At 63.3% G+C, this 20,619-nt stretch carries 31 protein-coding genes; all 31 read right to left on the reverse strand.

Features of this window, described 5'->3' with window-relative positions; all coding sequences use genetic code 11:
- Window positions 1-128: 128 nt before the first annotated feature.
- The gene (locus I6F21_RS14635; protein ID WP_057029637.1) at window positions 129-1,160 is read right to left on the reverse strand and encodes a DNA-directed RNA polymerase subunit alpha; all 1,032 of its coding nucleotides are present in this window, start codon (window positions 1,158-1,160) and stop codon (window positions 129-131) included.
- Between the two features lie 114 nt (window positions 1,161-1,274).
- Window positions 1,275-1,664 (reverse strand): 30S ribosomal protein S11, encoded by a 390-nt coding sequence (gene rpsK / locus I6F21_RS14640; protein WP_007603045.1) that lies wholly within the window; start codon window positions 1,662-1,664, stop codon window positions 1,275-1,277.
- Between the two features lie 131 nt (window positions 1,665-1,795).
- Entirely contained in the window at window positions 1,796-2,164 is a 369-nt protein-coding gene (gene rpsM / locus I6F21_RS14645) for a 30S ribosomal protein S13 (RefSeq protein WP_008549231.1), read from the reverse strand.
- A gap of 187 nt (window positions 2,165-2,351) precedes the next feature.
- Window positions 2,352-3,221: an adenylate kinase gene (locus I6F21_RS14650; RefSeq protein WP_225183277.1), complete on the reverse strand. Its 870-nt coding sequence runs from the start codon at window positions 3,219-3,221 to the stop codon at window positions 2,352-2,354.
- Entirely contained in the window at window positions 3,218-4,429 is a 1,212-nt protein-coding gene (locus I6F21_RS14655) for a preprotein translocase subunit SecY (RefSeq protein WP_036011047.1), read from the reverse strand. Before I6F21_RS14655 ends, I6F21_RS14650 begins: the two co-directional genes overlap by 4 nt.
- The gene (gene secY / locus I6F21_RS14660) at window positions 4,426-5,757 is read right to left on the reverse strand and encodes a preprotein translocase subunit SecY (protein WP_036011045.1); all 1,332 of its coding nucleotides are present in this window, start codon (window positions 5,755-5,757) and stop codon (window positions 4,426-4,428) included. Before secY ends, I6F21_RS14655 begins: the two co-directional genes overlap by 4 nt.
- 149 nt (window positions 5,758-5,906) lie before the next feature.
- Window positions 5,907-6,392: a 50S ribosomal protein L15 gene (gene rplO / locus I6F21_RS14665; RefSeq protein WP_036011044.1), complete on the reverse strand. Its 486-nt coding sequence runs from the start codon at window positions 6,390-6,392 to the stop codon at window positions 5,907-5,909.
- Between the two features lie 75 nt (window positions 6,393-6,467).
- A complete protein-coding gene (gene rpmD, locus I6F21_RS14670) occupies window positions 6,468-6,662 on the reverse strand; it encodes a 50S ribosomal protein L30 (protein WP_025036984.1) in 195 nt (64 codons plus the stop codon).
- Window positions 6,663-6,687: 25 nt separating this feature from the next.
- Window positions 6,688-7,281 (reverse strand): 30S ribosomal protein S5, encoded by a 594-nt coding sequence (gene rpsE / locus I6F21_RS14675; RefSeq protein ID WP_025036985.1) that lies wholly within the window; start codon window positions 7,279-7,281, stop codon window positions 6,688-6,690.
- A gap of 44 nt (window positions 7,282-7,325) precedes the next feature.
- Window positions 7,326-7,688: a 50S ribosomal protein L18 gene (gene rplR, locus I6F21_RS14680; protein WP_024342458.1), complete on the reverse strand. Its 363-nt coding sequence runs from the start codon at window positions 7,686-7,688 to the stop codon at window positions 7,326-7,328.
- 11 nt (window positions 7,689-7,699) lie between these two features.
- Window positions 7,700-8,233, reverse strand: a complete 534-nt coding sequence (gene rplF / locus I6F21_RS14685; protein ID WP_036011036.1) for a 50S ribosomal protein L6 — start codon at window positions 8,231-8,233, stop codon at window positions 7,700-7,702.
- A 16-nt stretch (window positions 8,234-8,249) separates the two neighbouring features.
- Complete coding sequence (rpsH, locus tag I6F21_RS14690; protein ID WP_024342456.1) at window positions 8,250-8,648, reverse strand: 30S ribosomal protein S8; 399 nt, start codon at window positions 8,646-8,648, stop codon at window positions 8,250-8,252.
- A 14-nt stretch (window positions 8,649-8,662) separates the two neighbouring features.
- Window positions 8,663-8,968 carry a 30S ribosomal protein S14 gene (gene rpsN, locus I6F21_RS14695; RefSeq protein ID WP_028137018.1) on the reverse strand — a complete coding sequence of 102 codons (306 nt, stop codon included), beginning with the start codon at window positions 8,966-8,968 and terminating at the stop codon, window positions 8,663-8,665.
- 46 nt (window positions 8,969-9,014) lie between these two features.
- Window positions 9,015-9,572 carry a 50S ribosomal protein L5 gene (rplE, locus tag I6F21_RS14700; RefSeq protein ID WP_025036988.1) on the reverse strand — a complete coding sequence of 186 codons (558 nt, stop codon included), beginning with the start codon at window positions 9,570-9,572 and terminating at the stop codon, window positions 9,015-9,017.
- Window positions 9,565-9,879 (reverse strand): 50S ribosomal protein L24, encoded by a 315-nt coding sequence (rplX, locus tag I6F21_RS14705; protein WP_011088142.1) that lies wholly within the window; start codon window positions 9,877-9,879, stop codon window positions 9,565-9,567. Before rplX ends, rplE begins: the two co-directional genes overlap by 8 nt.
- The gene (rplN, locus tag I6F21_RS14710) at window positions 9,879-10,247 is read right to left on the reverse strand and encodes a 50S ribosomal protein L14 (RefSeq protein ID WP_007603030.1); all 369 of its coding nucleotides are present in this window, start codon (window positions 10,245-10,247) and stop codon (window positions 9,879-9,881) included. Before rplN ends, rplX begins: the two co-directional genes overlap by 1 nt.
- Window positions 10,248-10,331: 84 nt before the next feature.
- Complete coding sequence (gene rpsQ, locus I6F21_RS14715; protein WP_024342452.1) at window positions 10,332-10,580, reverse strand: 30S ribosomal protein S17; 249 nt, start codon at window positions 10,578-10,580, stop codon at window positions 10,332-10,334.
- Between the two features lie 13 nt (window positions 10,581-10,593).
- On the reverse strand, window positions 10,594-10,800 hold the full coding sequence (gene rpmC, locus I6F21_RS14720) for a 50S ribosomal protein L29 (protein WP_025036989.1): 207 nt from the start codon (window positions 10,798-10,800) through the stop codon (window positions 10,594-10,596).
- 5 nt (window positions 10,801-10,805) lie between these two features.
- Entirely contained in the window at window positions 10,806-11,219 is a 414-nt protein-coding gene (rplP, locus tag I6F21_RS14725; RefSeq protein WP_008136349.1) for a 50S ribosomal protein L16, read from the reverse strand.
- A gap of 30 nt (window positions 11,220-11,249) precedes the next feature.
- Entirely contained in the window at window positions 11,250-11,975 is a 726-nt protein-coding gene (gene rpsC / locus I6F21_RS14730; protein ID WP_036011029.1) for a 30S ribosomal protein S3, read from the reverse strand.
- 17 nt (window positions 11,976-11,992) lie between these two features.
- Complete coding sequence (gene rplV, locus I6F21_RS14735; protein WP_008549264.1) at window positions 11,993-12,379, reverse strand: 50S ribosomal protein L22; 387 nt, start codon at window positions 12,377-12,379, stop codon at window positions 11,993-11,995.
- Window positions 12,380-12,389: 10 nt separating this feature from the next.
- Complete coding sequence (gene rpsS, locus I6F21_RS14740) at window positions 12,390-12,668, reverse strand: 30S ribosomal protein S19 (protein WP_008136357.1); 279 nt, start codon at window positions 12,666-12,668, stop codon at window positions 12,390-12,392.
- A gap of 12 nt (window positions 12,669-12,680) precedes the next feature.
- A complete protein-coding gene (gene rplB, locus I6F21_RS14745; protein WP_024342450.1) occupies window positions 12,681-13,514 on the reverse strand; it encodes a 50S ribosomal protein L2 in 834 nt (277 codons plus the stop codon).
- Between the two features lie 12 nt (window positions 13,515-13,526).
- Window positions 13,527-13,829, reverse strand: coding sequence for a 50S ribosomal protein L23 (locus I6F21_RS14750; RefSeq protein WP_025036992.1), 303 nt, complete (start codon window positions 13,827-13,829; stop codon window positions 13,527-13,529).
- Window positions 13,826-14,446, reverse strand: coding sequence for a 50S ribosomal protein L4 (rplD, locus tag I6F21_RS14755; protein ID WP_018647243.1), 621 nt, complete (start codon window positions 14,444-14,446; stop codon window positions 13,826-13,828). Before rplD ends, I6F21_RS14750 begins: the two co-directional genes overlap by 4 nt.
- Before the next feature lies 1 nt (window position 14,447).
- Window positions 14,448-15,161, reverse strand: coding sequence for a 50S ribosomal protein L3 (gene rplC / locus I6F21_RS14760; protein ID WP_025036993.1), 714 nt, complete (start codon window positions 15,159-15,161; stop codon window positions 14,448-14,450).
- 52 nt (window positions 15,162-15,213) lie between these two features.
- Window positions 15,214-15,522 (reverse strand): 30S ribosomal protein S10, encoded by a 309-nt coding sequence (gene rpsJ, locus I6F21_RS14765; protein WP_002712302.1) that lies wholly within the window; start codon window positions 15,520-15,522, stop codon window positions 15,214-15,216.
- Between the two features lie 81 nt (window positions 15,523-15,603).
- Window positions 15,604-16,794 carry an elongation factor Tu gene (gene tuf / locus I6F21_RS14770; protein ID WP_025036994.1) on the reverse strand — a complete coding sequence of 397 codons (1,191 nt, stop codon included), beginning with the start codon at window positions 16,792-16,794 and terminating at the stop codon, window positions 15,604-15,606.
- Between the two features lie 40 nt (window positions 16,795-16,834).
- On the reverse strand, window positions 16,835-18,907 hold the full coding sequence (gene fusA, locus I6F21_RS14775; RefSeq protein WP_225113226.1) for an elongation factor G: 2,073 nt from the start codon (window positions 18,905-18,907) through the stop codon (window positions 16,835-16,837).
- 33 nt (window positions 18,908-18,940) lie between these two features.
- A complete protein-coding gene (gene rpsG / locus I6F21_RS14780) occupies window positions 18,941-19,411 on the reverse strand; it encodes a 30S ribosomal protein S7 (protein WP_018647239.1) in 471 nt (156 codons plus the stop codon).
- 15 nt (window positions 19,412-19,426) lie between these two features.
- The gene (gene rpsL, locus I6F21_RS14785; RefSeq protein WP_007603006.1) at window positions 19,427-19,798 is read right to left on the reverse strand and encodes a 30S ribosomal protein S12; all 372 of its coding nucleotides are present in this window, start codon (window positions 19,796-19,798) and stop codon (window positions 19,427-19,429) included.
- Between the last annotated feature and the right edge of the window lie 821 nt (window positions 19,799-20,619).

The following is a 20,619-nucleotide window of genomic DNA, read 5'->3' on the forward strand; positions in this document are numbered from 1 at the left end:
TGTGTCGCGGTGGTTCAGCGACTGGTTTTCAGGTGGGCTTCCTGCGTTCGCCCTAGGTCGCGAGTGGCGAATGGTGAGTAGCGAATAGATCTTCTTCCCCTACTCGCCACTCCCTACTCGCCATTCGCTCAGTAATGATCCTCGAAGCGCTTGGCGAGCTCGTCGATGTTCTCCGGCGGCCAGCCCGGCACTTCCATGCCGAGGTGCAGACCCATCTGGGCCAGCACTTCCTTGATTTCGTTCAGCGACTTGCGGCCGAAGTTCGGGGTGCGGAGCATTTCCGCCTCGCTCTTCTGCACGAGGTCGCCGATGTAGACGATGTTGTCGTTCTTCAGGCAGTTGGCCGAACGCACCGACAGCTCGAGCTCGTCCACCTTCTTGAGGAAGGCCGGGTTGAAGGCGAGGTCCGGGATGATCTCCTGGGCGACTTCCTTGCGCGGCTCTTCGAAATTGACGAACACGTTGAGCTGGTCCTGCAGGATGCGGGCGGCGTAGGCCACCGAGTCATCCGGCGTGATCGCGCCGTTGGTCTCGATCGTCATGGTCAGCTTGTCGTAGTCGAGAATCTGGCCCTCGCGGGTGTTCTCGACCTTGTAGGAGACCTTGCGGACCGGCGAGTACAGGCTGTCGACCGGGATCAGGCCGATCGGCGCGTCCTCGGGACGGTTGCGCTCGGCGGGCACGTAGCCCTTGCCGGTCGAGACCGTGAACTCCATGCGGATCTCGGCGCCATCGTCGAGCGTGCAGATCTGCAGATCGGGGTTGAGCACGACCACGTCGCCGACGGTCTGGATGTCGCCGGCGGTGACGACGCCCGGGCCCTGCTTCTTCACGACCATGCGCTTGGGGCCTTCGCCCTGCATCTTGATCGAGATGTCCTTGATGTTGAGCACGATGTCGGTGACGTCCTCACGGACGCCCGCGATCGAGGAGAACTCGTGCAGCACGCCGTCGATGTGCACCGACTGCACCGCCGCGCCCTGGAGCGAGGAGAGCAGGATGCGGCGCAGCGCGTTGCCGAGGGTCTGGCCGAAGCCACGCTCGAGCGGCTCGGCGACGATGGTCGCGAAACGCGAGGGATCGCTGCCGGGCGTGACCTGGAGCTTGTTCGGCCGAATCAGTTCTTGCCAATTTTTCTGGATCGTCACTGTTTCACCCATACAGGCCAGTCAATTTGACGGTGCAAATACTGGCGTTGGAGAAAGGCCGCAGATCATTCCCGCGGCTTCTTGCAAAGTCGCCGCGGGCGCCGACGCGCCCGCAGCTCGTCAAAATCAAACGCGCCGACGCTTGCGGGGACGGCAACCGTTGTGCGGGATCGTGGTCACGTCGCGGATCGAGGTGACGGTGAAGCCCGCGGCCTGGAGCGCGCGGAGCGCCGATTCGCGGCCCGAACCGGGACCGGCGACCTCGACTTCCAGCGTGCGCATGCCGTGCTCCTGCGCCTTCTTGGACACGTCCTCGGCGGCAACCTGCGCGGCATACGGGGTCGACTTGCGCGAGCCCTTGAAGCCCATCGTGCCGGCCGAGGACCAGGCGATCGTATTGCCCTGCGCGTCGGTGATGGTGATGGTCGTGTTGTTGAACGACGAGTTCACATGCGCGACGCCGGAGGCGATGTTCTTGCGCTCACGACGACGAACGCGGGTGGCTTCCTTGCCCATTGAGTCCCTTTCCTGAAGATCTCAAACGCCGCCGTAATGCCAGCGGCTACACCTATGGAAGCGAATAGCGAGTAGCGAGTGGCGAATAGGGAAGCCCCCTACTCGCCACTCGCCACGTCCAATTCGCCAGTTTACTTCTTCTTGCCGGCGATGGCCTTGGCCGGGCCCTTGCGCGTGCGCGCATTGGTGTGGGTCCGCTGACCGCGCACCGGTAGACCGCGACGATGACGCAGGCCGCGATAGCAGCCGAGGTCCATCAGACGCTTGATGTTGATGCCGACCTCACGACGCAGGTCGCCCTCGACGAGATAGTCGCGGTCGATCACTTCGCGGATCTGGAGCACTTCGGCGTCGCTGAGCTGATTGACGCGACGATCCACGGGGATCTTCACCTTCTCGAGGATCTCACCAGCGATCTTCTGGCCGATGCCATGGATGTACTGGAGCGCGATCAGTACGCGCTTGTTGGTGGGAATGTTCACGCCGGCAATACGGGCCACGGCCTTCTCTCCTGTTGCCGATCCCTCGTCAGGGCTCGGGCTTTAAGTGCTTGCTTTCTCGGGCAGGTGTTCACAAACGCGAACACGACGCCCACCCCCGGTCTTCCTGGGGCCCGGCATCGTCTGAAACTATCCGACTTGGATGCGGGGCTTATTAGGGGATTCCGGGGGCTTTCGTCAACCGCTGCTAGCGCTTGGCTCGCTTTTTCGTGACCTTTTTTGCGGCCTTTTTGGCACCATTTTTGACCGACTTCTTGGCTGCTTTCTTGACGGTTTTCTTGGTGGCTTTCTTGGAGGCTTTCTTGGCCGCCTTCTTTGGGCCTTTCACCGCCGATTTGGCGGCCTTTTTAGCCGATTTGACGCCCTTTTTGGCCGTTTTTGCCGGCCTTGCCGCCGCCTTCTTCCCCGCCTGGGCCTTTTTAGCCGGCGCCGCCTTGGCGGCGCTCCGGGCATGCGTCTTGGGCTCGACCGCCCCCAGAGCCAGCAGCTGGCGATGGATGGCGCGGGTGACCTCGTCGATGGTCATCATGCCGTCGATGGTCGAGAGTTTCCGCCGCTCGGAATAGTAGTGAATCAGCGGTTCCGTCTGGCTGCGATAGCTGGCCAGCCGCTTGGTCAGGACCTCCGGGGTATCGTCGAGCCGGACCTCCTCGCCGCGCTCCCGCATTTGGGCGACGCGGGTCTCGACGCGGCTCAGAAGCGCACTCTCATTGACCCGGAGCTCGATCACCGCGTCCAGCTTGAGGTGCTTGCGCTTGAGCAGCTCGTCCAGCGCCTCGGCCTGCGGCACGGTGCGGGGGAAACCGTCGAGGATGAAACCGCTCTTGGCGTCCGGCTGCTCGATGCGGTCGGAAATGATTCCCACCACGACGTCATCGGGCACGAGGCCGCCGCTCGCCATGATCTCCTTGGCCTTCAACCCGACCGGGGTGCCGGCCGCAACCGCGGCACGCAGCATCTCGCCAGTCGAGAGCTGGACGATGCCATAGCGCTGCACCAGGAGCTGGGCCTGGGTCCCCTTGCCCGACCCCGGCGGTCCCAGAAGTATAATTCTCATCGGCGTACGCCCCCCGGATTGGTGAGCGACACCTCGCGCACCTGCGTTTTGATATCAAGAACGGTGCAAACCACAACCAGCACTGCACCACCATTGACGACCATACTATAAGGCAGCCCGATCCCGTAAAGCTCGAACACCTCCGGAATCAACTGCAACGCCGTCAGGTAGACGGCTCCGACGACTGTCGTCAATGACACGACGCGATCGAGATAGTCCGCGGTGGCCTCGCCGGGAGCGACACCGGGAATTGCGCCCTCATGGCGGGTCAGGGATTTGGCGGTGTATTCGGGATCAATCACATAAGCAGTGTAGACGAAGGCGAGCACGAACACGGCGATCGACACGAGAATGAGGTGCGCCGGCTGCCCCAGCTGGAGATGCCGGTAGGTTGCGGCAACCAGGGGATGATCGCCTCCCAGGATGAAGCCCGCAAAGGCAAGCGGCAGATAGAATATCCACGGCGCCACGGTGACGGGAATCACGAACCCGGCGCTGTTGAGCTTGATCGGCAGTACTGCATCGCGCACAGGCAGCTGCCGCGTACCGACGCTTTGTGCTGCGAACTGGACCCGGATATTTCGCCGCGCACCTTCGACAAGCACGATCACGACGACGATCGCGATCCAAAACACGACATGGCCGAGCACAAGATTGCCCGAGATCGTCCCGCTCCGCACGAGATCCGCGATACCGGCAATGTTTTGCGGAACGGCGACGATGAAGCCGGCACTCAAGATCAGCGCCAAGCCATTGCCGATGCCGTAGCGGGTCATCTGTTCGCTGAGCCACACCAGCACGACGACGCCGCCGACCATCGAGGCCGTGCCCGTCGTCACGAACCAGCCGTCGGGATTTTTGACGAGGCCCGGGATCGACGTCAGTGCCGAGGCGATGCCGTAGGCCTGAAAGGCCGCAATTCCGAGTGTGAGCCCGAGCGTGGCACGTGCGATCTTACGCCGTCCGCCCTCGCCGGATCGTTCGAGCGAACTCAGGCCGCGCCACACCATGGACAGCAGCCGGATCAAGATTGCCGCAGTCAGATAGGGAATGAGGCCGAGCGCAAAGATCGAAAGCCGGGAGACGAGATCCAGCGCCGGCGAGACGTCGGAGAGATTCAGTCCCGCAATCGGGATCTGCATGCCGAGCCTGAAAAGGAGCAGCGCGCCGATCGTGAAAGCGATTCGGCGCGCGAGCTCCCTGCTCATCTACGGCGGCCCCGCAGCTTGGACTTGCGGATCAGACCTTCATACTGGTGCGCCAGCAGATAGCCCTGGACCTGCGCCACCGTGTCCATGGTGACGCTGACGACGATCAGCAGCGAGGTGCCGCCGAAATAGAACGGCACCGAAGCGTAGGAGATCAGGATTTCCGGGATCAAGCAGACGATGGCGAGATAAATCGCACCCAGCACGGTGATGCGCGACAGCACGTAGTCGATGTATTCCGCGGTGCGTTCGCCCGGGCGAATGCCGGGAATGAAACCGCCGTGCTTCTTCAGATTGTCCGCGGTCTCGGTCGGGTTGAACACGATCGCGGTGTAAAAGAAGGCGAAGAACACGATCAGCGCCAGATACATGATCAGGAACAGCGGACGGCCATGGCCGAGCTGTGTGGTGATCCACTGGAACCATTCCGGCCCGCTGCCCGTGTTGAAGTTCGCAACCGTCGTCGGCAAGAGGAGCAGCGAGGATGCGAAGATCGGCGGGATCACGCCGGAGGTGTTGAGCTTGAGCGGCAGATGCGAGGACTGGCCCTCGAACATCTTGTTGCCGACCTGGCGCTTCGGATACTGGATCAAGAGGCGGCGCTGGGCGCGCTCCATGAAGACGATGAAGGCGATCACGACGACGGCCATGATGATGACGACCAGGATCAGGCCGGTCGACATCGCGCCCTGACGGCCGAGCTCGAGCATGCCGGCGAGTGCCGCGGGCAACTCGGCGACGATGCCGGCCAGAATGATCAGCGAAATGCCGTTGCCGATGCCGCGCGAGGTGATCTGCTCGCCGAGCCACATCAGGAACATGGTGCCGCCGGTCAGCGTGATAGAGGTCGAGAGCAGGAAAAACAGTCCAGGTTCGCTGACGACATTGCCGGCGCCCTGAAGTCCTACCGCGATGCCGTAGGACTGGAACGCGGCCAGGATCACCGTGAGATAGCGGGTATACTGATTCAGCGTCTTGCGGCCGGCTTCGCCTTCCTTTTTCAGCGCTTCGAGCTGCGGCGACACCGTAGTCAACAGCTGGATGATGATGGAGGCCGAGATATACGGCATGATGTTCAGCGCGAAGATCGCCATGCGGTTGATGCCGCCGCCGGCGAACATGTTGAACATGCCGAGGATGCCGCCGGCCTGCGAGCGGAACACCTGTTCCCAGGCGCTCGGGTCGATGCCGGGCAGCGGAATGTAGGTCCCGAGCCGATAAACGAGCAGCGCACCCAGGGTGAACCAGATGCGCTTCTTCAGTTCGTCGGCCTTGGCAAACGCGCCGAAATTGAGATTGGCTGCCAGTTGTTCCGCTGCAGAGACCATCTTGGACTTTCTCCCGCCGCCTATTGCGCCGTTGATGCCCGCGGCCGGGCTGAATTAGCGGACGCCGGACATTATCTGGGGCTCGGCTTCGATAAGTCCACGTCCCGCATGCGTAAAGGCCCGCGCGCCGCGGGCCAATGACGCAGTTGTTACGCCGCCTCGCCTTCTTCCTTGGGCTGGGCGAGGATCTTCACCGAACCGCCGGCCTTCTCGACCGCGGCGATCGCGGTCTTGCTGGCGCCGTGCACTTCGATGTTGAGCTTGGACTTGAGCTCGCCTCGGCCGAGCAGCCGCAGGCCGCCCTTGGCGCGGCGCAGCACGCCGCCTTTCACCAGGGCCTCGACGTTGACGACGCTGCCGGCGTCGATCTTCTTGGCGTCGACCGCTTCCTGGAGCCGGTCGAGATTGATCTCGGCGAACTCGACGCGGAAGATGTTGTTGAAGCCGCGCTTGGGCAGACGGCGATGCATCGGCATCTGGCCGCCTTCGAAACCCTTGATGCGCACGCCCGAACGCGCGGTCTGGCCCTTGCCGCCGCGGCCGGACTGCTTGCCCTTGCCGGAACCGATGCCGCGGCCGACGCGCATACGCTTCTTGCGCGAGCCGGCGTTGTCGGCGATATCGCTGAGCTTCATCGCCCTTCTCCTTGTGTCTTGCGCACGATCTTCACCGAAAACCGCTTCCCGCTCTCCGGGACCGTGCGCCTTTGCTTACTTCTCGTCGATGATGCGGACGAGATGGTGAACCTTCTCGATCATGCCGCGGACCGCCGGGGTATCCGGCAGTTCGCTGGTGCGGCCGATCTTGTTGAGCTTGAGCCCGATCAGGGTCGAACGCTGCGAGTGATGGCGGCGGATCGCGCTGCCGGTCTGCTCGACCTTGATCGTCTTTGCGGCCTTGGCCATGGGAGTCTACTCCGAAAAGCTTCCGTTAGTCGGCGGCCGCCTCGGCATCGCCGCCGATACGACGGGACTGGAGGGTGGACACCTTGATGTTGCGGCGGGCTGCGACCGAACGCGGCGAATCCTGGTGCTTCAGCGCGTCGAAGGTCGCGCGCACCATGTTGTACGGGTTCGACGAGCCGATCGACTTCGCCACCACGTCCTGGACGCCGAGCGTCTCGAACACGGCGCGCATCGGGCCACCGGCGATGATGCCGGTACCGGCCGGAGCTGCACGCAGATAGACACGGCCCGCGCCATGACGGCCGGCGATGTCGTGATGGAGCGTGCGGCCCTCGCGCAGCGACACCCGCGTCAGGTTGCGCTTGGCGGACTCGGTCGCCTTGCGGATCGCCTCGGGCACTTCGCGCGCCTTGCCGTGACCGAAGCCGGCGCGGCCCTTCTGGTCGCCGATCACGACCAGCGCTGCGAAACCGAAGCGCTTGCCGCCCTTGACGACCTTGGCCACGCGGTTGATGTGGACGAGCTTGTCGACGAACTCGCTGTCGCGCTCCTCGCGCTCCCTGCGTTCACGTCCGCCGCCGCGTTGATCGCGTCCACCACGTTGTTCGCGTTCTGCCATTTTTCTAATCCTTCAGAGACTTACGCCTCAATCCTCAAATTCTGTTAGAAGCTCAGCCCACTCTCACGCGCTGCATCGGCAAGAGCCTTGACGCGCCCGTGATAGAGATAGCTGCCGCGATCGAACACGACTTCCTTGACACCCTTCTCTGCAGCGCGCTCGGCCAGCAGCTTGCCGACCGCCTTCGCCGCATCGATGTCGGCGCCGGTCTTGCCGCCGTCGCGCATCGACTTCTCGAGCGACGAAGCAGAGGCTAGCGTCTCGCCCTTCAGGTCGTCGATGACCTGGGCGTAGATGTGCTTGGACGAGCGGAACACCGACAGGCGCGGACGGCCGCCGGCGGAACGGCGCAGCTTCAGCCGCACACTCCGCTTGCGCCGGGCATTCGTAACCTTGGCTTTCGACATGACCGGCTCCGTTACTTCTTCTTGCCTTCCTTGCGGAAGATGAATTCGCCCACATACTTCACGCCCTTGCCCTTGTAGGGCTCCGGCGGACGATAGGAGCGGATCTCGGCGGCGACCTGGCCGACGCGCTGGACGTCGCTGCCCGCCACCGTGATCTCGGTCGGCTTCGGCACGGTGATCGTGATCCCCTCGGGGATCGGGTAGATCACGTCATGGCTGTAGCCGAGCGCGAGCTGCAGGTTCTTGCCCTGCATCGCGGCGCGATAGCCGACGCCGGTGATCTCGAGCTTCTTCTCGAAACCCTTGGTGACGCCTTCGACCAGATTCGCGACCTGGGCGCGAGCGGTGCCGTAGAGGGCCCGCGCGCGGTTGGTCTCGGTCCGCGGCTTGACCTTGACCTGGCCGTTCTCGAGCTTCACCTCGACGTCGTCGTGGACGACGAACTGAAGCTGGCCCTTCGGCCCCTTCATCTTGACGGTCTGCCCATCGACGGTCGCGGTCACACCCGACGGAACCGCCACAGGCCTTTTGCCAACTCGTGACATGGATGAAAAATCCTTCTCAGAACACCGTGAAGAGGACTTCACCGCCCACATTCGCGTCGCGCGCGCTGTGGTCGGCCATGATCCCCTTCGGCGTCGACAACACCGAAATGCCGAGACCGTTGTTCACCCGCGGCAGGTTCTTCACCGAGGCGTAGACTCTGCGCCCGGGCTTGGAAACGCGCTCAATCTCGCGAATGACGGGCTCGCCGTCGAAATACTTCAGCTCGATCTCAATCTCGCTGCGGCCCGAGGAGTGCTCGAGCGTGGCGTAACCGCGGATGTAGCCCTCAGCCTTCAGAACCTCGAGCACGTTCTCGCGCATCTTCGAGCCGGGCGTGGAGACCTTGGTCTTCGAACGCATCTGCGCGTTGCGGATACGGGTGATCAGATCGCTGATTGGATCGTGCGTAGACATCTAAACGACCCTCCTTACCAGCTGGACTTCACGAGGCCCGGGACCATGCCCTTGGAGCCAAGTTCGCGCAGCGCGATACGGGACAGCTTGTTCTTGCGATAGTTCGAGCGCGGACGGCCCGACAACTCGCAACGCAGGCGGATGCGGGTCGCCGACGAGTTGCGCGGCATTTCCGCCAGCTTCAGGGTCGCGGCGAACCGCTCCTCCATCGGCAGCGTCTTGTCGGCGATGATCGCCTTCAACCGCTCGCGCTTGGCGGCGGCGTTCTTCACCATCCGCTTGCGCCGGTTGTTCTTCTCGACTGAACTCTTCTTTGCCATGCTTGGCTCCTGGGTATCCGCGTTTGAGAGGCTCTAAGTCAGCGTCTCACTGCCGGAACGGGAAATTGAAAGCGGTCAACAAGGCCCTCGCCTCTTCGTCGGTCTTGGCCGTGGTGCAGACCGTGATGTCCATACCGCGGGCTTCCGTGACCTTATCGAAGTCGATCTCGGGGAAAATGATGTGCTCCTTGATGCCGAGCGAGTAGTTGCCGCGGCCGTCGAAGCTCTTCGGGTTCAGGCCGCGGAAGTCGCGCACGCGCGGCAGCGCGACGTTCACCAGGCGATCGATGAACTCGTACATGCGGGCCTTGCGCAGCGTGACCTTGCAGCCGATCGGCTGGTTCTCACGCAGCTTGAAGGTCGCGATCGCGATGCGCGAATAGGTGACGATCGCCTTCTGGCCGGCGATCTGGGTCAATTCGGCAGCGGCGGTCTCGGCCTTCTTGCGGTCGTTGACGGAATCGCCAACGCCCATGTTCAGCACAACCTTGTCCAGGCGCGGAACCTGCATGACATTCTCGTAACCGAACTTCTCGGTCAGAGCCGTGCGGATCTTCGCGTCATATTCCGCGCGCAGGCGCGGCGTGTAAGCGGCCTCAGCCATCGATCTCAGCTCCCGAGCTCTTGGCGATGCGGACCTTCTTGCCGTCCGCCAGAATCTTGAATCCGACGCGGGTCGGCTTTCCGTCCTTGCCGACATACGCGATGTTGGACAGTTGGATCGGCGCCTCTTTCGAGATGATGCCGCCCTCCTGGGCCTGCGTCTGCTTCTGGTGACGCTTGACCATGTTGATGCCGCGCACCAGCGCGGTGCCGGCGTCGGGGCGAACCTCGAACACTTCGCCGGTGCGGCCCTTGTCGCGGCCGGTCAGCACGACGACCTTGTCGCCCTTGCGGATCTTCGCAGCCATCACAGCACCTCCGGCGCGAGCGAGATGATCTTCATGTGGTTCTTGGCGCGCAGCTCGCGCGGCACGGGCCCGAAGATACGGGTGCCGACCGGCTCGGACTGGTTGTTGATCAGCACGGCGGCGTTGCGGTCGAAACGGATGACCGAGCCGTCGGCGCGGCGGATGTCCTTGCGGACGCGCACCACGACGGCCTTCATCACGTCGCCCTTCTTCACCTTGCCACGCGGAATGGCTTCCTTGATCGACACGACGATGATGTCGCCGATCGTGGCGTAGCGGCGCTTGGAGCCTCCGAGCACCTTGATACACATGACACGGCGTGCGCCAGAATTGTCGGCCACGTCGAGGTTGGTCTGCATCTGAATCATTGATGCACCTCGTCCTCTTTCTCTTTGCGCCAGCCCAGCCGGCGCTCAACATTTCCCTGAAGTCAGTCGGCTAAAGCCAACAGATCAGGCGCTTTTCTTGTGTTCGCCCCGGATCACGACCCAGCGCTTCAACTTCGAAATCGGCTTCGTTTCCTCGATCCACACCATGTCGCCCGGCTTGAACTGGTTGCTCTCGTCGTGCGCGTGGTAGTTCTTCGAACGGCGGATCGTCTTCTTGTAGATCGGGTGCGTGAAGCGGCGGTCGACGCGCACCACGATGGTCTTGGCTTGCTTGTCGCTGACGACCACGCCCTGCAAAGTACGTTTCGGCATCTTCGTAAGCCTCTTACTTCTTCTTCGCGCGCGTCTGCGCGGCGATGGTCTTGATCCGGGCGATGTCGCGGCGGGCCTCGCGCAGGCGCGAGGTGTTCTCGAGCTGCCCGGTGGCGCGCTGGAAGCGCAGGTTGAAGCGCTCCTTCTTCAGGTTCAGGATGGCCTCATCCTGCTGGTCGGGGCTCATCGCGCGGATGTCTTCGATCTTCATCTGTGCCATGGCCATTACTCCGCAATGCGCTCGACGAAGCGCGTCTTGATCGGCAGCTTGGCGGCCGCCAGGGTCAGCGCCTCACGCGCCGTCTGGGTATTGACGCCGTCGATCTCGAACAGCACCCGGCCCGGCTTGACGCGCGCGACCCACAATTCCGGCGAACCCTTGCCGGAGCCCATGCGGACTTCGGCCGGCTTCTTCGACACCGGAACGTCGGGGAACACGCGGATCCAGACGCGGCCGGCGCGCTTCATGTGGCGGGTCAGCGCGCGGCGGGCGGCTTCGATCTGGCGCGCGGTGACGCGCTCAGGCTCGGTCGCCTTCAGGCCGAACTGGCCGAACGCCAACGTCGCGCCCGAAGACGCAACGCCGTGGATGCGGCCCTTATGCGCCTTCCGGAACTTCGTTTTCTTAGGTTGCATCATGGCTTTAAGCCCTCAAATTCCTGTCTGGCCTTAGGCAGCGGCCGTCTCGCGGCGCTGACGGCCACCGCGATCGCCACTGCCGCCGGTCTCGCCTTCGGCCATTCTCTTGTCCTGGGCCATCGGATCGTGCTCGAGGATCTCGCCCTTGAAGATCCAGACCTTGACGCCGCAGGTGCCGAAGGTCGTGAACGCGGTCGCAACGCCGTAGTCGATGTCGGCACGCAGCGTGTGCAGCGGCACGCGGCCTTCGCGGTACCACTCCATGCGCGCGATTTCCGCACCGCCCAGACGTCCCGAGCAGTTGATGCGGATGCCCTCCGCGCCGAGACGCATTGCCGACTGCACGGCGCGCTTCATGGCACGGCGGAACGCCACGCGGCGCTCGAGCTGCTGCGCGATCGATTCGGCCACCAGCGTCGCATCGAGCTCCGGCTTGCGGATCTCGACGATGTTGATGACGACGTCGGACGAGGTGATGTCCGCGACCCTCTTGCGCAGCTTGTCGATGTCGGCGCCCTTCTTGCCGATCACCACGCCCGGACGGGCCGAGTGGATGGTGACGCGGCACTTCTTGTGCGGACGCTCGATCACGATGCGGGCGACGGCCGCCTGCTTGAGCTCCTTGTGCAGGATCTCGCGAATCTTGACGTCCTCGTGCAGCAGCTTGCCGTATTCCTGCTTGCCGGCGAACCAGCGGGAATCCCAGGTCCGGTTGATGCCGAGACGCAGACCGATCGGATTGATCTTTTGACCCATCGTGTTCTCCTGCGCCCTTAAGCGGCGGCTTCAGCTTCGACCTGACGAACGATGATCGTCAGCTGCGAAAACGGTTTGTAGACACGGCCCGAGCGGCCGCGGCCGCGGGCGGCGAAGCGCTTCATCACGAGGCCATTGCCGACGAAGGCCTGCGCCACGACGAGATCGTCGACGTCGAGGTCGTGGTTGTTCTCGGCGTTGGCGATCGCCGATTCCAGGCACTTCTTCACGTCGACCGCGATCCGCTTGCGCGAAAACTGCAGGTCGGCGAGCGCGGCAGACGCCTTCCGGCCGCGAATGAGCTGGGCGACCAGGTTGAGCTTCTGGGGGCTCACCCGCAGCATCCGGGCGACCGCCTTGGCCTCGTTGTCGGCGAGGCTCCGTTCGCGCTTAGGTTTGCTCATCGTTTAATCCTCAAGCCTTCTTGGCTTTCTTGTCGCCGGAGTGGCCATGGAAGGTCCGGGTCGGCGAGAACTCGCCGAACTTGTGACCGACCATTTCCTCGTTCACGGCCACCGGCACGTGCTTCTGACCGTTGTAGACGCCGAAGGTCAGGCCGACGAATTGCGGCAGGATCGTCGAGCGACGGCTCCAGATCTTGATAACGTCGTGACGGCCGGACGCGCGCGCGGCATCTGCCTTCTTGAGCAGAGAACCCTCGACGAACGGGCCTTTCCAGACTGAACGAACCATGTCCGGCGTTCCTTACTTCTTCCGCTTGTGGCGGCTTAGGAGAATGAATTTGTTGGTCGACTTGTTGGTGCGGGTCTTCTTGCCCTTGGTCGGCTTGCCCCACGGGGTGACCGGGTGGCGGCCGCCCGAGGTACGACCTTCACCACCGCCGTGCGGATGGTCGATCGGGTTCATCGCGACACCGCGGTTGTGCGGCCTGCGGCCCATCCAACGCTTACGACCGGCCTTGCCGATCGAGGTGTTCATGTGATCCGGGTTCGACACCGCGCCGATCGTGCCGCGGCAACGACCATGCACGAGGCGCTGCTCGCCCGAGTTCAGGCGGATGATGACGTAATCCTGGTCACGGCCGACGAGCTGGGCGTAGGTGCCGGCGGAACGCGCCAGCTGGCCGCCCTTGCCGATCTTGACCTCGATGTTGTGGATGATCGTGCCGACCGGCATGTTGCCGAGCGGCATGACGTTGCCCGGCTTCACGTCGACGTAATTGCCGGCGATGATCGTGTCACCCACCGCCAGGCGCTGCGGCGCCAGGATGTAGGCCTGCTCGCCGTCCTGATACTTGATCAGGGCGATGAAACCGGTGCGATTGGGATCATACTCGAGACGCTCGACGGTCGCGGGCACGTCGATTTTCTCACGCTTGAAGTCGACGGTACGCAGCGTCTGCTTGTGACCACCGCCGCGGAAGCGCACGGTGATGCGGCCGGTGTTGTTGCGGCCGCCCGAGGACTTCTTGCCTTCGGTGAGCGCCTTGACCGGCTTGCCCTTGTAGAGGGCCGAACGATCGACCATGACCAGCTGGCGCTGGCCCGGCGTCGTGGGATTGAATGTCTTCAGTGCCATCGTCGTACGACCTTACAGACCGGTGGTGACGTCGATCCGGTGACCCTCTTCGAGGGTCACGATCGCGCGTTTGCTGTTCGACTGCGAGCCGATGGTGCCGCGGAAGGCCTTGACCTTGCCCTTGCGGACCAGCGTGTTGACGCTCTTGACCTTGACGTCGAACAGCTTCTCGATCGCTTCCTTGATCTGCGGCTTGGTCGCCTTGGCGGCCACCTTGAACAGCACCTTGTTGTGCTCCGAGGCGATCGTCGCCTTTTCGGTCACGACCGGCGACAGGATCACGTCGTAGTGCCGAGGCTCGATGTTCTTGCTCATTTGAAGCGCGCCTCCAGCGCATCGATGGCGGCCTTGGTCAGAACGAGCTTCTGACGGCGCAGGATGTCATAGACGTTGATGCCCTGGATCGGCAGCACGTCCATGTTCGGGATGTTGCGAGCCGCAGCGGCGAAGCCGTTGTTGAGCTCGGCACCGTCGATGATCAGCGCGTTGGTGAGGCCGAGGCCCGAGAAGTGGCCGAGCAGCGCCTTGGTCTTGGCGGCTTCCAGCGCGGCCTTCTCGATCACGACGAGATCGCCGTCCTTGGCCTTGGCCGAGAGCGCATGCTTCAGAGCGAGCGCACGGACCTTCTTCGGCAGGTCGGTGGCGTGCGAACGCACCACCGGACCGAAGGCACGACCGCCGCCGCGGAACTGCGGCACGCGGGCCGAGCCGTGACGAGCACCGCCGGTGCCCTTCTGCTTGTACATCTTCTTGCCGGTGCGCCAGATCTCGGCGCGGCCCTTGGCCTTGTGCGTGCCGGCCTGGCGCTTGTTGAGCTGCCACTGCACGCAGCGCGCGATGATGTCCTCGCGCGGCTCGAGGCCGAAAATGGCGTCGGACAGCTGGACGGAGCCGGCTTCCTTACCTTCGAGGGTGGTGACCTTCAATTCCATCTCACGCCTCCTGCGCAGCCGGAGCGGCTTCCGCGTCGCCAGCAACCTTGAACTTGCCGGGCTTCGGGGCTTCCTTCGGCAGCGGCTTCTTGACGGCGTCGCGCACGCGGATCCAGCCGCCCTTGGAGCCGGGAACGGCGCCTTCGACGAGGATCAGGCCGCGCTCGACATCGGTCTGGACGACGCGAAGGTTGAGCGTGGTGATGCGGTCGACGCCCATGTGGCCGGGCATCTTCTTGTTCTTCCAGGTCTTGCCGGGGTCCTGACGGCCACCGGTCGAACCGATCGAGCGGTGCGAGATCGACACACCGTGCGTGGCGCGCAGACCGCCGAAGTTCCAGCGCTTCATGCCGCCGGCGAAGCCCTTACCGACCGAGGTGCCGGTGACGTCGACGAACTGGCCGACGACGAAGTGGTCGGCCTGGATCTCGGCGCCGACCGGGATCATGGCGTCCGCGGTGACGCGGAATTCCTCGACCCGGCGCTTCGGCTCGACCTTGGCGACCGCGAACTGGCCGCGCTCGGCCTTCGGCATGTAGACGGTCTTGCGGCTGCCCGAACCGAGCTGGAGCGCGACGTAACCGTTCTTCTCTTCGGTGCGGTGGCCTACGACCTGGCAATTGCCGAGCTTCAGCACGGTCACGGGGATATGTTCGCCGGCCTCCGTGAAGACCCGCGTCATCCCGACCTTTTGTGCGATCACTCCGGAGCGCATCGGCTTGCTTCCTGTTCTCTTTGTCCGCTTTTGGCGAACGGGATCCAAAATCTTAGAGCTTGATCTCGACGTCGACACCGGCGGCCAGGTCGAGCTTCATCAAAGCATCGACGGTTTGCGGGGTCGGATCGACGATGTCGAGCAGGCGCTTGTGAGTGCGCATCTCGAACTGTTCGCGGCTCTTCTTGTCGACGTGGGGCGAACGGTTGACGGTGAACTTCTCGATGCGGGTGGGCAGCGGAATGGGTCCGCGGACCTGCGCGCCGGTGCGCTTCGCCGTGTTCACGATCTCACGGGTCGACGTATCGAGGATACGATGGTCGAACGCCTTGAGACGGATACGAATGTTTTGGCCGTTCATTGCCGAATCTTTCTTAGTGAGTGGCGAGTAGCGAATAGCGAATAGAAACTATTCGCCACTCGCCATTCCCTATTCGCGTTGTTACTCGATGATCGAGGCGACGACGCCGGCGCCGACAGTGCGGCCGCCTTCGCGGATCGCGAAGCGGAGCTTCTCTTCCATCGCGATCGGCACGATCAGGTGCACTTCCATCGCGATGTTGTCGCCCGGCATCACCATCTCGGTGCCTTCCGGCAGGTGCACGACACCGGTCACGTCGGTGGTGCGGAAGTAGAACTGCGGACGGTAGTTGGTGAAGAACGGGGTGTGGCGACCGCCCTCTTCCTTGGTGAGGATGTAGGCCTCGGCCTTGAACTTAGTGTGCGGCTTGACCGAACCGGGCTTGGCCAGAACCTGGCCGCGCTCGACGTCCTCGCGCTTGGTGCCGCGGAGCAGCGCGCCGATGTTGTCGCCGGCCTGGCCCTGATCGAGCAGCTTGCGGAACATTTCGACGCCGGTGACGGTGGTCTTCTGGGTGGCGCGGAGACCGACGATCTCGATTTCCTCGCCGACCTTGACGACGCCGCGCTCGACACGGCCGGTCACGACGGTGCCGCGGCCCGAGATCGAGAACACGTCTTCAACCGGCATCAGGAACGGCTGGTCGATCGGACGCTCCGGCTGCGGGATGTACTCGTCGACGTTCTTCATCAGCTCGAGGATGGCGTCGTGGCCGAGCTTCTTGTCGGAGTCTTCGAGAGCGGCGAGCGCCGAACCCTTGATAATCGGGATCTTGTCGCCGGGGAATTCGTACTTGGAGAGCAGCTCGCGGACTTCGAGCTCGACGAGTTCGAGCAGCTCCGGATCGTCGACCATGTCGCACTTGTTGAGGAACACGACGAGCGCGGGCACGCCGACCTGGCGGGCGAGCAGGATGTGCTCGCGGGTCTGCGGCATCGGGCCGTCAGCGGCCGACACGACCAGGATCGCGCCGTCCATCTGGGCAGCGCCGGTGATCATGTTCTTGACGTAGTCGGCGTGGCCGGGGCAGTCGACGTGGGCGTAGTGGCGGTTCGGCGTCTCGTACTCGACGTGCGCGGTCGAGATGGTGATGCCGCGGGCCTTCTCTTCCGGCGCCTTGTCGATCTGGTCGTACGCGGTGAACGTCGCACCGCCGGCTTCGGCGAGAACCTTGGTGATCGCCGCGGTCAGCGACGTCTTGCCATGGTCGACGTGACCGATGGTGCCGATGTTGCAGTGCGGCTTGGTACGTTCAAACTTTGCTTTGGCCATTTGACTCTCCGTTCAATCGTCAGCTTTCAACCGACGACAATCAGGCAAACTTCTTCTGGACTTCTGCCGACACGTTGGCCGGCGCTTCTGCGTAGTGATCGAACTGCATGGTGAAGGTCGCGCGACCCTGGCTCATCGAGCGCAGATTGTTCACGTAACCGAACATGTTCATGAGCGGCACCATCGCGTTGATGACGTTGGCGTTGCCGCGCATGTCCTGCCCCTGGATCTGACCGCGCCGGGAATTCAGGTCGCCGATGACCGAGCCGGTGTAGTCTTCCGGGGTCACCACCTCGACCTTCATGATCGGCTCGAGCAGGACCGACTTGCCCATCTGCAGCGCTTCGCGGAAGCAGGCGCGCGAGGCGATTTCGAAGGCGAGCGCCGATGAGTCGACGTCGTGATACTTGCCGTCGACCAGCTGCACCTTGACGTCGACCACGGGGAAGCCCGCGACCACGCCAGACGACAGCACGCTCTCCAGGCCCTTCTCGACGCCCGGGATGTATTCCTTCGGCACCGCGCCACCGACGATCTTCGATTCGAACTCGAAGCCCTTGCCGGGCTCGTTCGGCTCGACGATGAACGACACGGCCGCGAACTGGCCGGTACCGCCGGTCTGCTTCTTGTGGGTGTAGCTGTGCTCCACCCGCTTGGTGATGCGCTCACGGAACGCCACCTGCGGCGCGCCGATGTTGGCGTCGACCTTGTAGGTGCGCTTGAGGATGTCGACCTTGATGTCGAGGTGGAGTTCGCCCATGCCCTTGAGGATGGTCTGGCCGGACTCGTGGTCGGTCGACACGCGGAAGGACGGATCCTCCGCGGCGAGCTTGGCCAGCGCCACGCCCAGCTTCTCCTGGTCGGCCTTGGACTTCGGCTCGATCGCGATCTCGATGACCGGCTCGGGGAACTCCATCTTCTCCAGGATCACCTGCTTGTCGGGATCGCACAGCGTGTCACCGGTGCGCGCTTCCTTCAGACCGGCCAGCGCGACGATGTCGCCGGCATAGGCTTCCTTGATGTCCTCGCGGTTGTTCGCATGCATCAACAGCATGCGCCCGATCCGCTCCTTCTTCTCGCGGGTCGAGTTCACGACGCCGGTGCCGCTCTGCAGGATGCCGGAATAGATGCGGCAGAAGGTGATGGTGCCGACGAACGGGTCGTCCATGATCTTGAACGCGAGCAGCGCCAGCGGCTCCTTGTCGTCCGCCTTGCGCACGACCTCGTTGCCCTTGTCGTCGGTGCCCTTGATCGCGGGCACGTCGAGCGGCGACGGCAGATAGTCGACCACGGCGTCGAGCAGCGGCTGCACGCCCTTGTTCTTGAAGGCCGAGCCGCACAGCACGGGATAAAACGCGCCGGTCAGCACCGCCTTGCGGATCAGGCGCTTCAGGGTCGCCTCGTCCGGCTCCTTGCCGTCGAGATAGGCGGCCATGGCATCGTCGTCGAGCTCGACGGCGGCTTCCACCATCTTCTCGCGGTATTCCTTGGCCTGGTCGACGAGGTCTTCCGGAATGTCGACATAGTCGAACTTGGCACCGAGCGACTCGTCGTTCCAGACGACGCCCTTCATCTTCACGAGGTCGACAAGACCCTTGAAGTTGTTCTCGGCACCGATCGGAAGCTGGATCGCGACGGGCTTGGCGCCCAGACGGTCGACAATGTCCGCCAGACACTTGAAGAAGTCGGCACCGATCTTGTCCATCTTGTTGGCGAAGACGATGCGCGGAACCTTGTACTTGTCGCCCTGGCGCCAGACGGTCTCGGTCTGAGGCTCGACGCCCTGGTTGGAGTCGAGCACGCAGACGGCGCCGTCGAGCACGCGGAGCGAACGCTCGACTTCGATGGTGAAGTCGACGTGACCGGGCGTGTCGATGATGTTCAGGCGCTTGCCGTTCCAGAACGCGGTGGTCGCAGCCGAGGTGATCGTGATGCCACGCTCCTGCTCCTGCTCCATCCAGTCCATCGTCGCGGCACCTTCGTGCACTTCGCCGATCTTGTGGCTCTTGCCGGTGTAATAGAGGATGCGCTCGGTCGTCGTGGTCTTGCCGGCGTCGATATGCGCCATGATACCGAAGTTACGGTAGTCCTCGATGGCATGTTGGCGGGGCATGGGTCGTTCCTTGCGAGTCCGAGTGTGTCGCCGTTACCAGCGGTAGTGCGAGAAGGCGCGGTTGGCTTCCGCCATGCGGTGCACGTCTTCGCGCTTCTTGACGGCGTTCCCCCGGTTGTTCGATGCGTCCAAGAGCTCCGCCGAGAGCCGCTCGGTCATGGTCTTCTCGTTGCGCTCGCGCGCAGCCGCGATCAGCCAGCGAATGCCGAGCGCCTGCCGGCGGGTCGAGCGGACCTCGACCGGAACCTGGTAGGTCGCGCCGCCGACGCGGCGGGAGCGGACCTCGATGGTCGGCATGACGTTCTCGAGCGCCTGCTCGAACACGCCGAGCGGGTTCTGCTTGGTCTTAGATTCGATGATGCCGAACGCACCATAGACAATGCCTTCCGCAACCGACTTCTTGCCGGCGTACATCACCGAGTTCATGAACTTCGTGACGATGATGTTCCCGAATTTCGGATCCGGAAGAACTTCGCGCTTTTCCGCAGAGTGGCGACGAGACATAGGCTTGGTTCCCGCTTACTTCGGACGCTTGGCGCCGTACTTCGAACGACGCTGCTTACGGTTCTTGACGCCCTGGGTGTCCAGAACGCCGCGGAGGATGTGATAGCGCACGCCCGGCAAGTCCTTGACGCGGCCGCCGCGGATCATGACCACCGAGTGCTCCTGGAGGTTATGGCCCTCGCCAGGGATGTAGCCGATCACCTCGAAGCCGTTGGTCAGGCGCACCTTGGCAACCTTACGAAGCGCCGAGTTCGGCTTCTTCGGGGTCGTGGTGTAGACGCGCGTGCAAACACCACGCTTCTGCGGCGACTGCTGCAGCGCCGGCACCTTCTTGCGCGACTTCTGCACTTCCCGCGGTTGAGCGATCAGCTGGTTGATCGTCGGCATACTGGCCTTCACCCTTTTTCTGCCGCGGCCCCTCTCGGGTCCGCTGTCTTGCCGCGGCCCGTCACCGGGTCCGCAAATTCTGCTCGAGCTACCCGCCCGAACGGGCCGCCTGGCGCGAAAGACCCGCGCAAAGCGAAATTGCGCCAACCGCTCCATCAACGAGCGGAAAGCGCTTCGACGCCACAGAGGACCGCAGTCTCGAAGCCGTTCAGCGTAACGCCGCGGCCCGCGCACTGAGGTCATGCATCCGAATTCGATCTCAAGAGAACGTGCTCGAGAGAACTAAAGTCGCACTGGCATTGCCTAGCTATGATCGACAGCGTTTGAGCGGCATTCGTCGAGGTTGGTGCCCGTCTTTGCGACCCCTGGCAGATCTAGTCTTTGGGGATCAACGGGTGGCCCGTTCCGACGCTGGCGATGCTCACCGCCTGTCGTTAAGTGAGGCGCTTTCTATAAGTGGGAATCGGTCAAGTCAAGGTGAAACGACAGTCACAAAGCGCTTCATGCGCCTGCAAAAAATCGCCTCTTCGCCGCCTCCCCGCGCCTGCCTGATATAGGACCGAGGCGACTGACCTGCCAGATCTGAGAACAATTATACCCGGGTTTAATGTAGTTTTATCACCAAACTGAGGGGCTTTTTTCCTGCCTGCGCTCAGTTTGTTGGCTGGTGGCCGGTCTACCAGCTTTTCCCGGCCCGCCGCGATGCCCGGTGTGACGCGGCTTCAGCCCGGACTGGTCGATCCGCGAATGGCTCTTGCCCCAAACCATCCGTGCGAAAAAACGCGGCGCGCGGCGGCCGAACGCCTTGCATCAGAGAATCG

It is taken from the genome of Bradyrhizobium sp. NBAIM03, assembly GCF_020194055.1.
Classification (GTDB): Bacteria; Pseudomonadota; Alphaproteobacteria; order Rhizobiales; family Xanthobacteraceae; genus Bradyrhizobium; species Bradyrhizobium yuanmingense.

What these genes read in the sequence shown, in the direction of transcription:
- I6F21_RS14635 (WP_057029637.1), bottom strand. Translation starts at nt 1,160, where the DNA reads ATGGGTGAAACAGTGACGATCCAGAAAAATTGGCAAGAACTGATTCGG.
- rpsK (WP_007603045.1), bottom strand. Translation starts at nt 1,664, where the DNA reads ATGGGCAAGGAAGCCACCCGCGTTCGTCGTCGTGAGCGCAAGAACATC.
- I6F21_RS14650 (WP_225183277.1), bottom strand. Translation starts at nt 3,221, where the DNA reads ATGAGAATTATACTTCTGGGACCGCCGGGGTCGGGCAAGGGGACCCAG.
- I6F21_RS14655 (WP_036011047.1), bottom strand. Translation starts at nt 4,429, where the DNA reads ATGAGCAGGGAGCTCGCGCGCCGAATCGCTTTCACGATCGGCGCGCTG.
- secY (WP_036011045.1), bottom strand. Translation starts at nt 5,757, where the DNA reads ATGGTCTCTGCAGCGGAACAACTGGCAGCCAATCTCAATTTCGGCGCG.
- rplO (WP_036011044.1), bottom strand. Translation starts at nt 6,392, where the DNA reads ATGAAGCTCAGCGATATCGCCGACAACGCCGGCTCGCGCAAGAAGCGT.
- rpmD (WP_025036984.1), bottom strand. Translation starts at nt 6,662, where the DNA reads ATGGCCAAGGCCGCAAAGACGATCAAGGTCGAGCAGACCGGCAGCGCG.
- rpsE (WP_025036985.1), bottom strand. Translation starts at nt 7,281, where the DNA reads ATGGCAGAACGCGAACAACGTGGTGGACGCGATCAACGCGGCGGCGGA.
- rplR (WP_024342458.1), bottom strand. Translation starts at nt 7,688, where the DNA reads ATGTCGAAAGCCAAGGTTACGAATGCCCGGCGCAAGCGGAGTGTGCGG.
- rplF (WP_036011036.1), bottom strand. Translation starts at nt 8,233, where the DNA reads ATGTCACGAGTTGGCAAAAGGCCTGTGGCGGTTCCGTCGGGTGTGACC.
- rpsH (WP_024342456.1), bottom strand. Translation starts at nt 8,648, where the DNA reads ATGTCTACGCACGATCCAATCAGCGATCTGATCACCCGTATCCGCAAC.
- rpsN (WP_028137018.1), bottom strand. Translation starts at nt 8,968, where the DNA reads ATGGCAAAGAAGAGTTCAGTCGAGAAGAACAACCGGCGCAAGCGGATG.
- rplE (WP_025036988.1), bottom strand. Translation starts at nt 9,572, where the DNA reads ATGGCTGAGGCCGCTTACACGCCGCGCCTGCGCGCGGAATATGACGCG.
- rplX (WP_011088142.1), bottom strand. Translation starts at nt 9,879, where the DNA reads ATGGCTGCGAAGATCCGCAAGGGCGACAAGGTCGTCGTGCTGACCGGC.
- rplN (WP_007603030.1), bottom strand. Translation starts at nt 10,247, where the DNA reads ATGATTCAGATGCAGACCAACCTCGACGTGGCCGACAATTCTGGCGCA.
- rpsQ (WP_024342452.1), bottom strand. Translation starts at nt 10,580, where the DNA reads ATGCCGAAACGTACTTTGCAGGGCGTGGTCGTCAGCGACAAGCAAGCC.
- rpmC (WP_025036989.1), bottom strand. Translation starts at nt 10,800, where the DNA reads ATGGCACAGATGAAGATCGAAGACATCCGCGCGATGAGCCCCGACCAG.
- rplP (WP_008136349.1), bottom strand. Translation starts at nt 11,219, where the DNA reads ATGATGCAACCTAAGAAAACGAAGTTCCGGAAGGCGCATAAGGGCCGC.
- rpsC (WP_036011029.1), bottom strand. Translation starts at nt 11,975, where the DNA reads ATGGGTCAAAAGATCAATCCGATCGGTCTGCGTCTCGGCATCAACCGG.
- rplV (WP_008549264.1), bottom strand. Translation starts at nt 12,379, where the DNA reads ATGAGCAAACCTAAGCGCGAACGGAGCCTCGCCGACAACGAGGCCAAG.
- rpsS (WP_008136357.1), bottom strand. Translation starts at nt 12,668, where the DNA reads ATGGTTCGTTCAGTCTGGAAAGGCCCGTTCGTCGAGGGTTCTCTGCTC.
- rplB (WP_024342450.1), bottom strand. Translation starts at nt 13,514, where the DNA reads ATGGCACTGAAGACATTCAATCCCACGACGCCGGGCCAGCGCCAGCTG.
- I6F21_RS14750 (WP_025036992.1), bottom strand. Translation starts at nt 13,829, where the DNA reads ATGAGCAAGAACATCGAGCCTCGGCACTACGACGTGATCCTGTCGCCG.
- rplD (WP_018647243.1), bottom strand. Translation starts at nt 14,446, where the DNA reads ATGGAATTGAAGGTCACCACCCTCGAAGGTAAGGAAGCCGGCTCCGTC.
- rplC (WP_025036993.1), bottom strand. Translation starts at nt 15,161, where the DNA reads ATGCGCTCCGGAGTGATCGCACAAAAGGTCGGGATGACGCGGGTCTTC.
- rpsJ (WP_002712302.1), bottom strand. Translation starts at nt 15,522, where the DNA reads ATGAACGGCCAAAACATTCGTATCCGTCTCAAGGCGTTCGACCATCGT.
- tuf (WP_025036994.1), bottom strand. Translation starts at nt 16,794, where the DNA reads ATGGCCAAAGCAAAGTTTGAACGTACCAAGCCGCACTGCAACATCGGC.
- fusA (WP_225113226.1), bottom strand. Translation starts at nt 18,907, where the DNA reads ATGCCCCGCCAACATGCCATCGAGGACTACCGTAACTTCGGTATCATG.
- rpsG (WP_018647239.1), bottom strand. Translation starts at nt 19,411, where the DNA reads ATGTCTCGTCGCCACTCTGCGGAAAAGCGCGAAGTTCTTCCGGATCCG.
- rpsL (WP_007603006.1), bottom strand. Translation starts at nt 19,798, where the DNA reads ATGCCGACGATCAACCAGCTGATCGCTCAACCGCGGGAAGTGCAGAAG.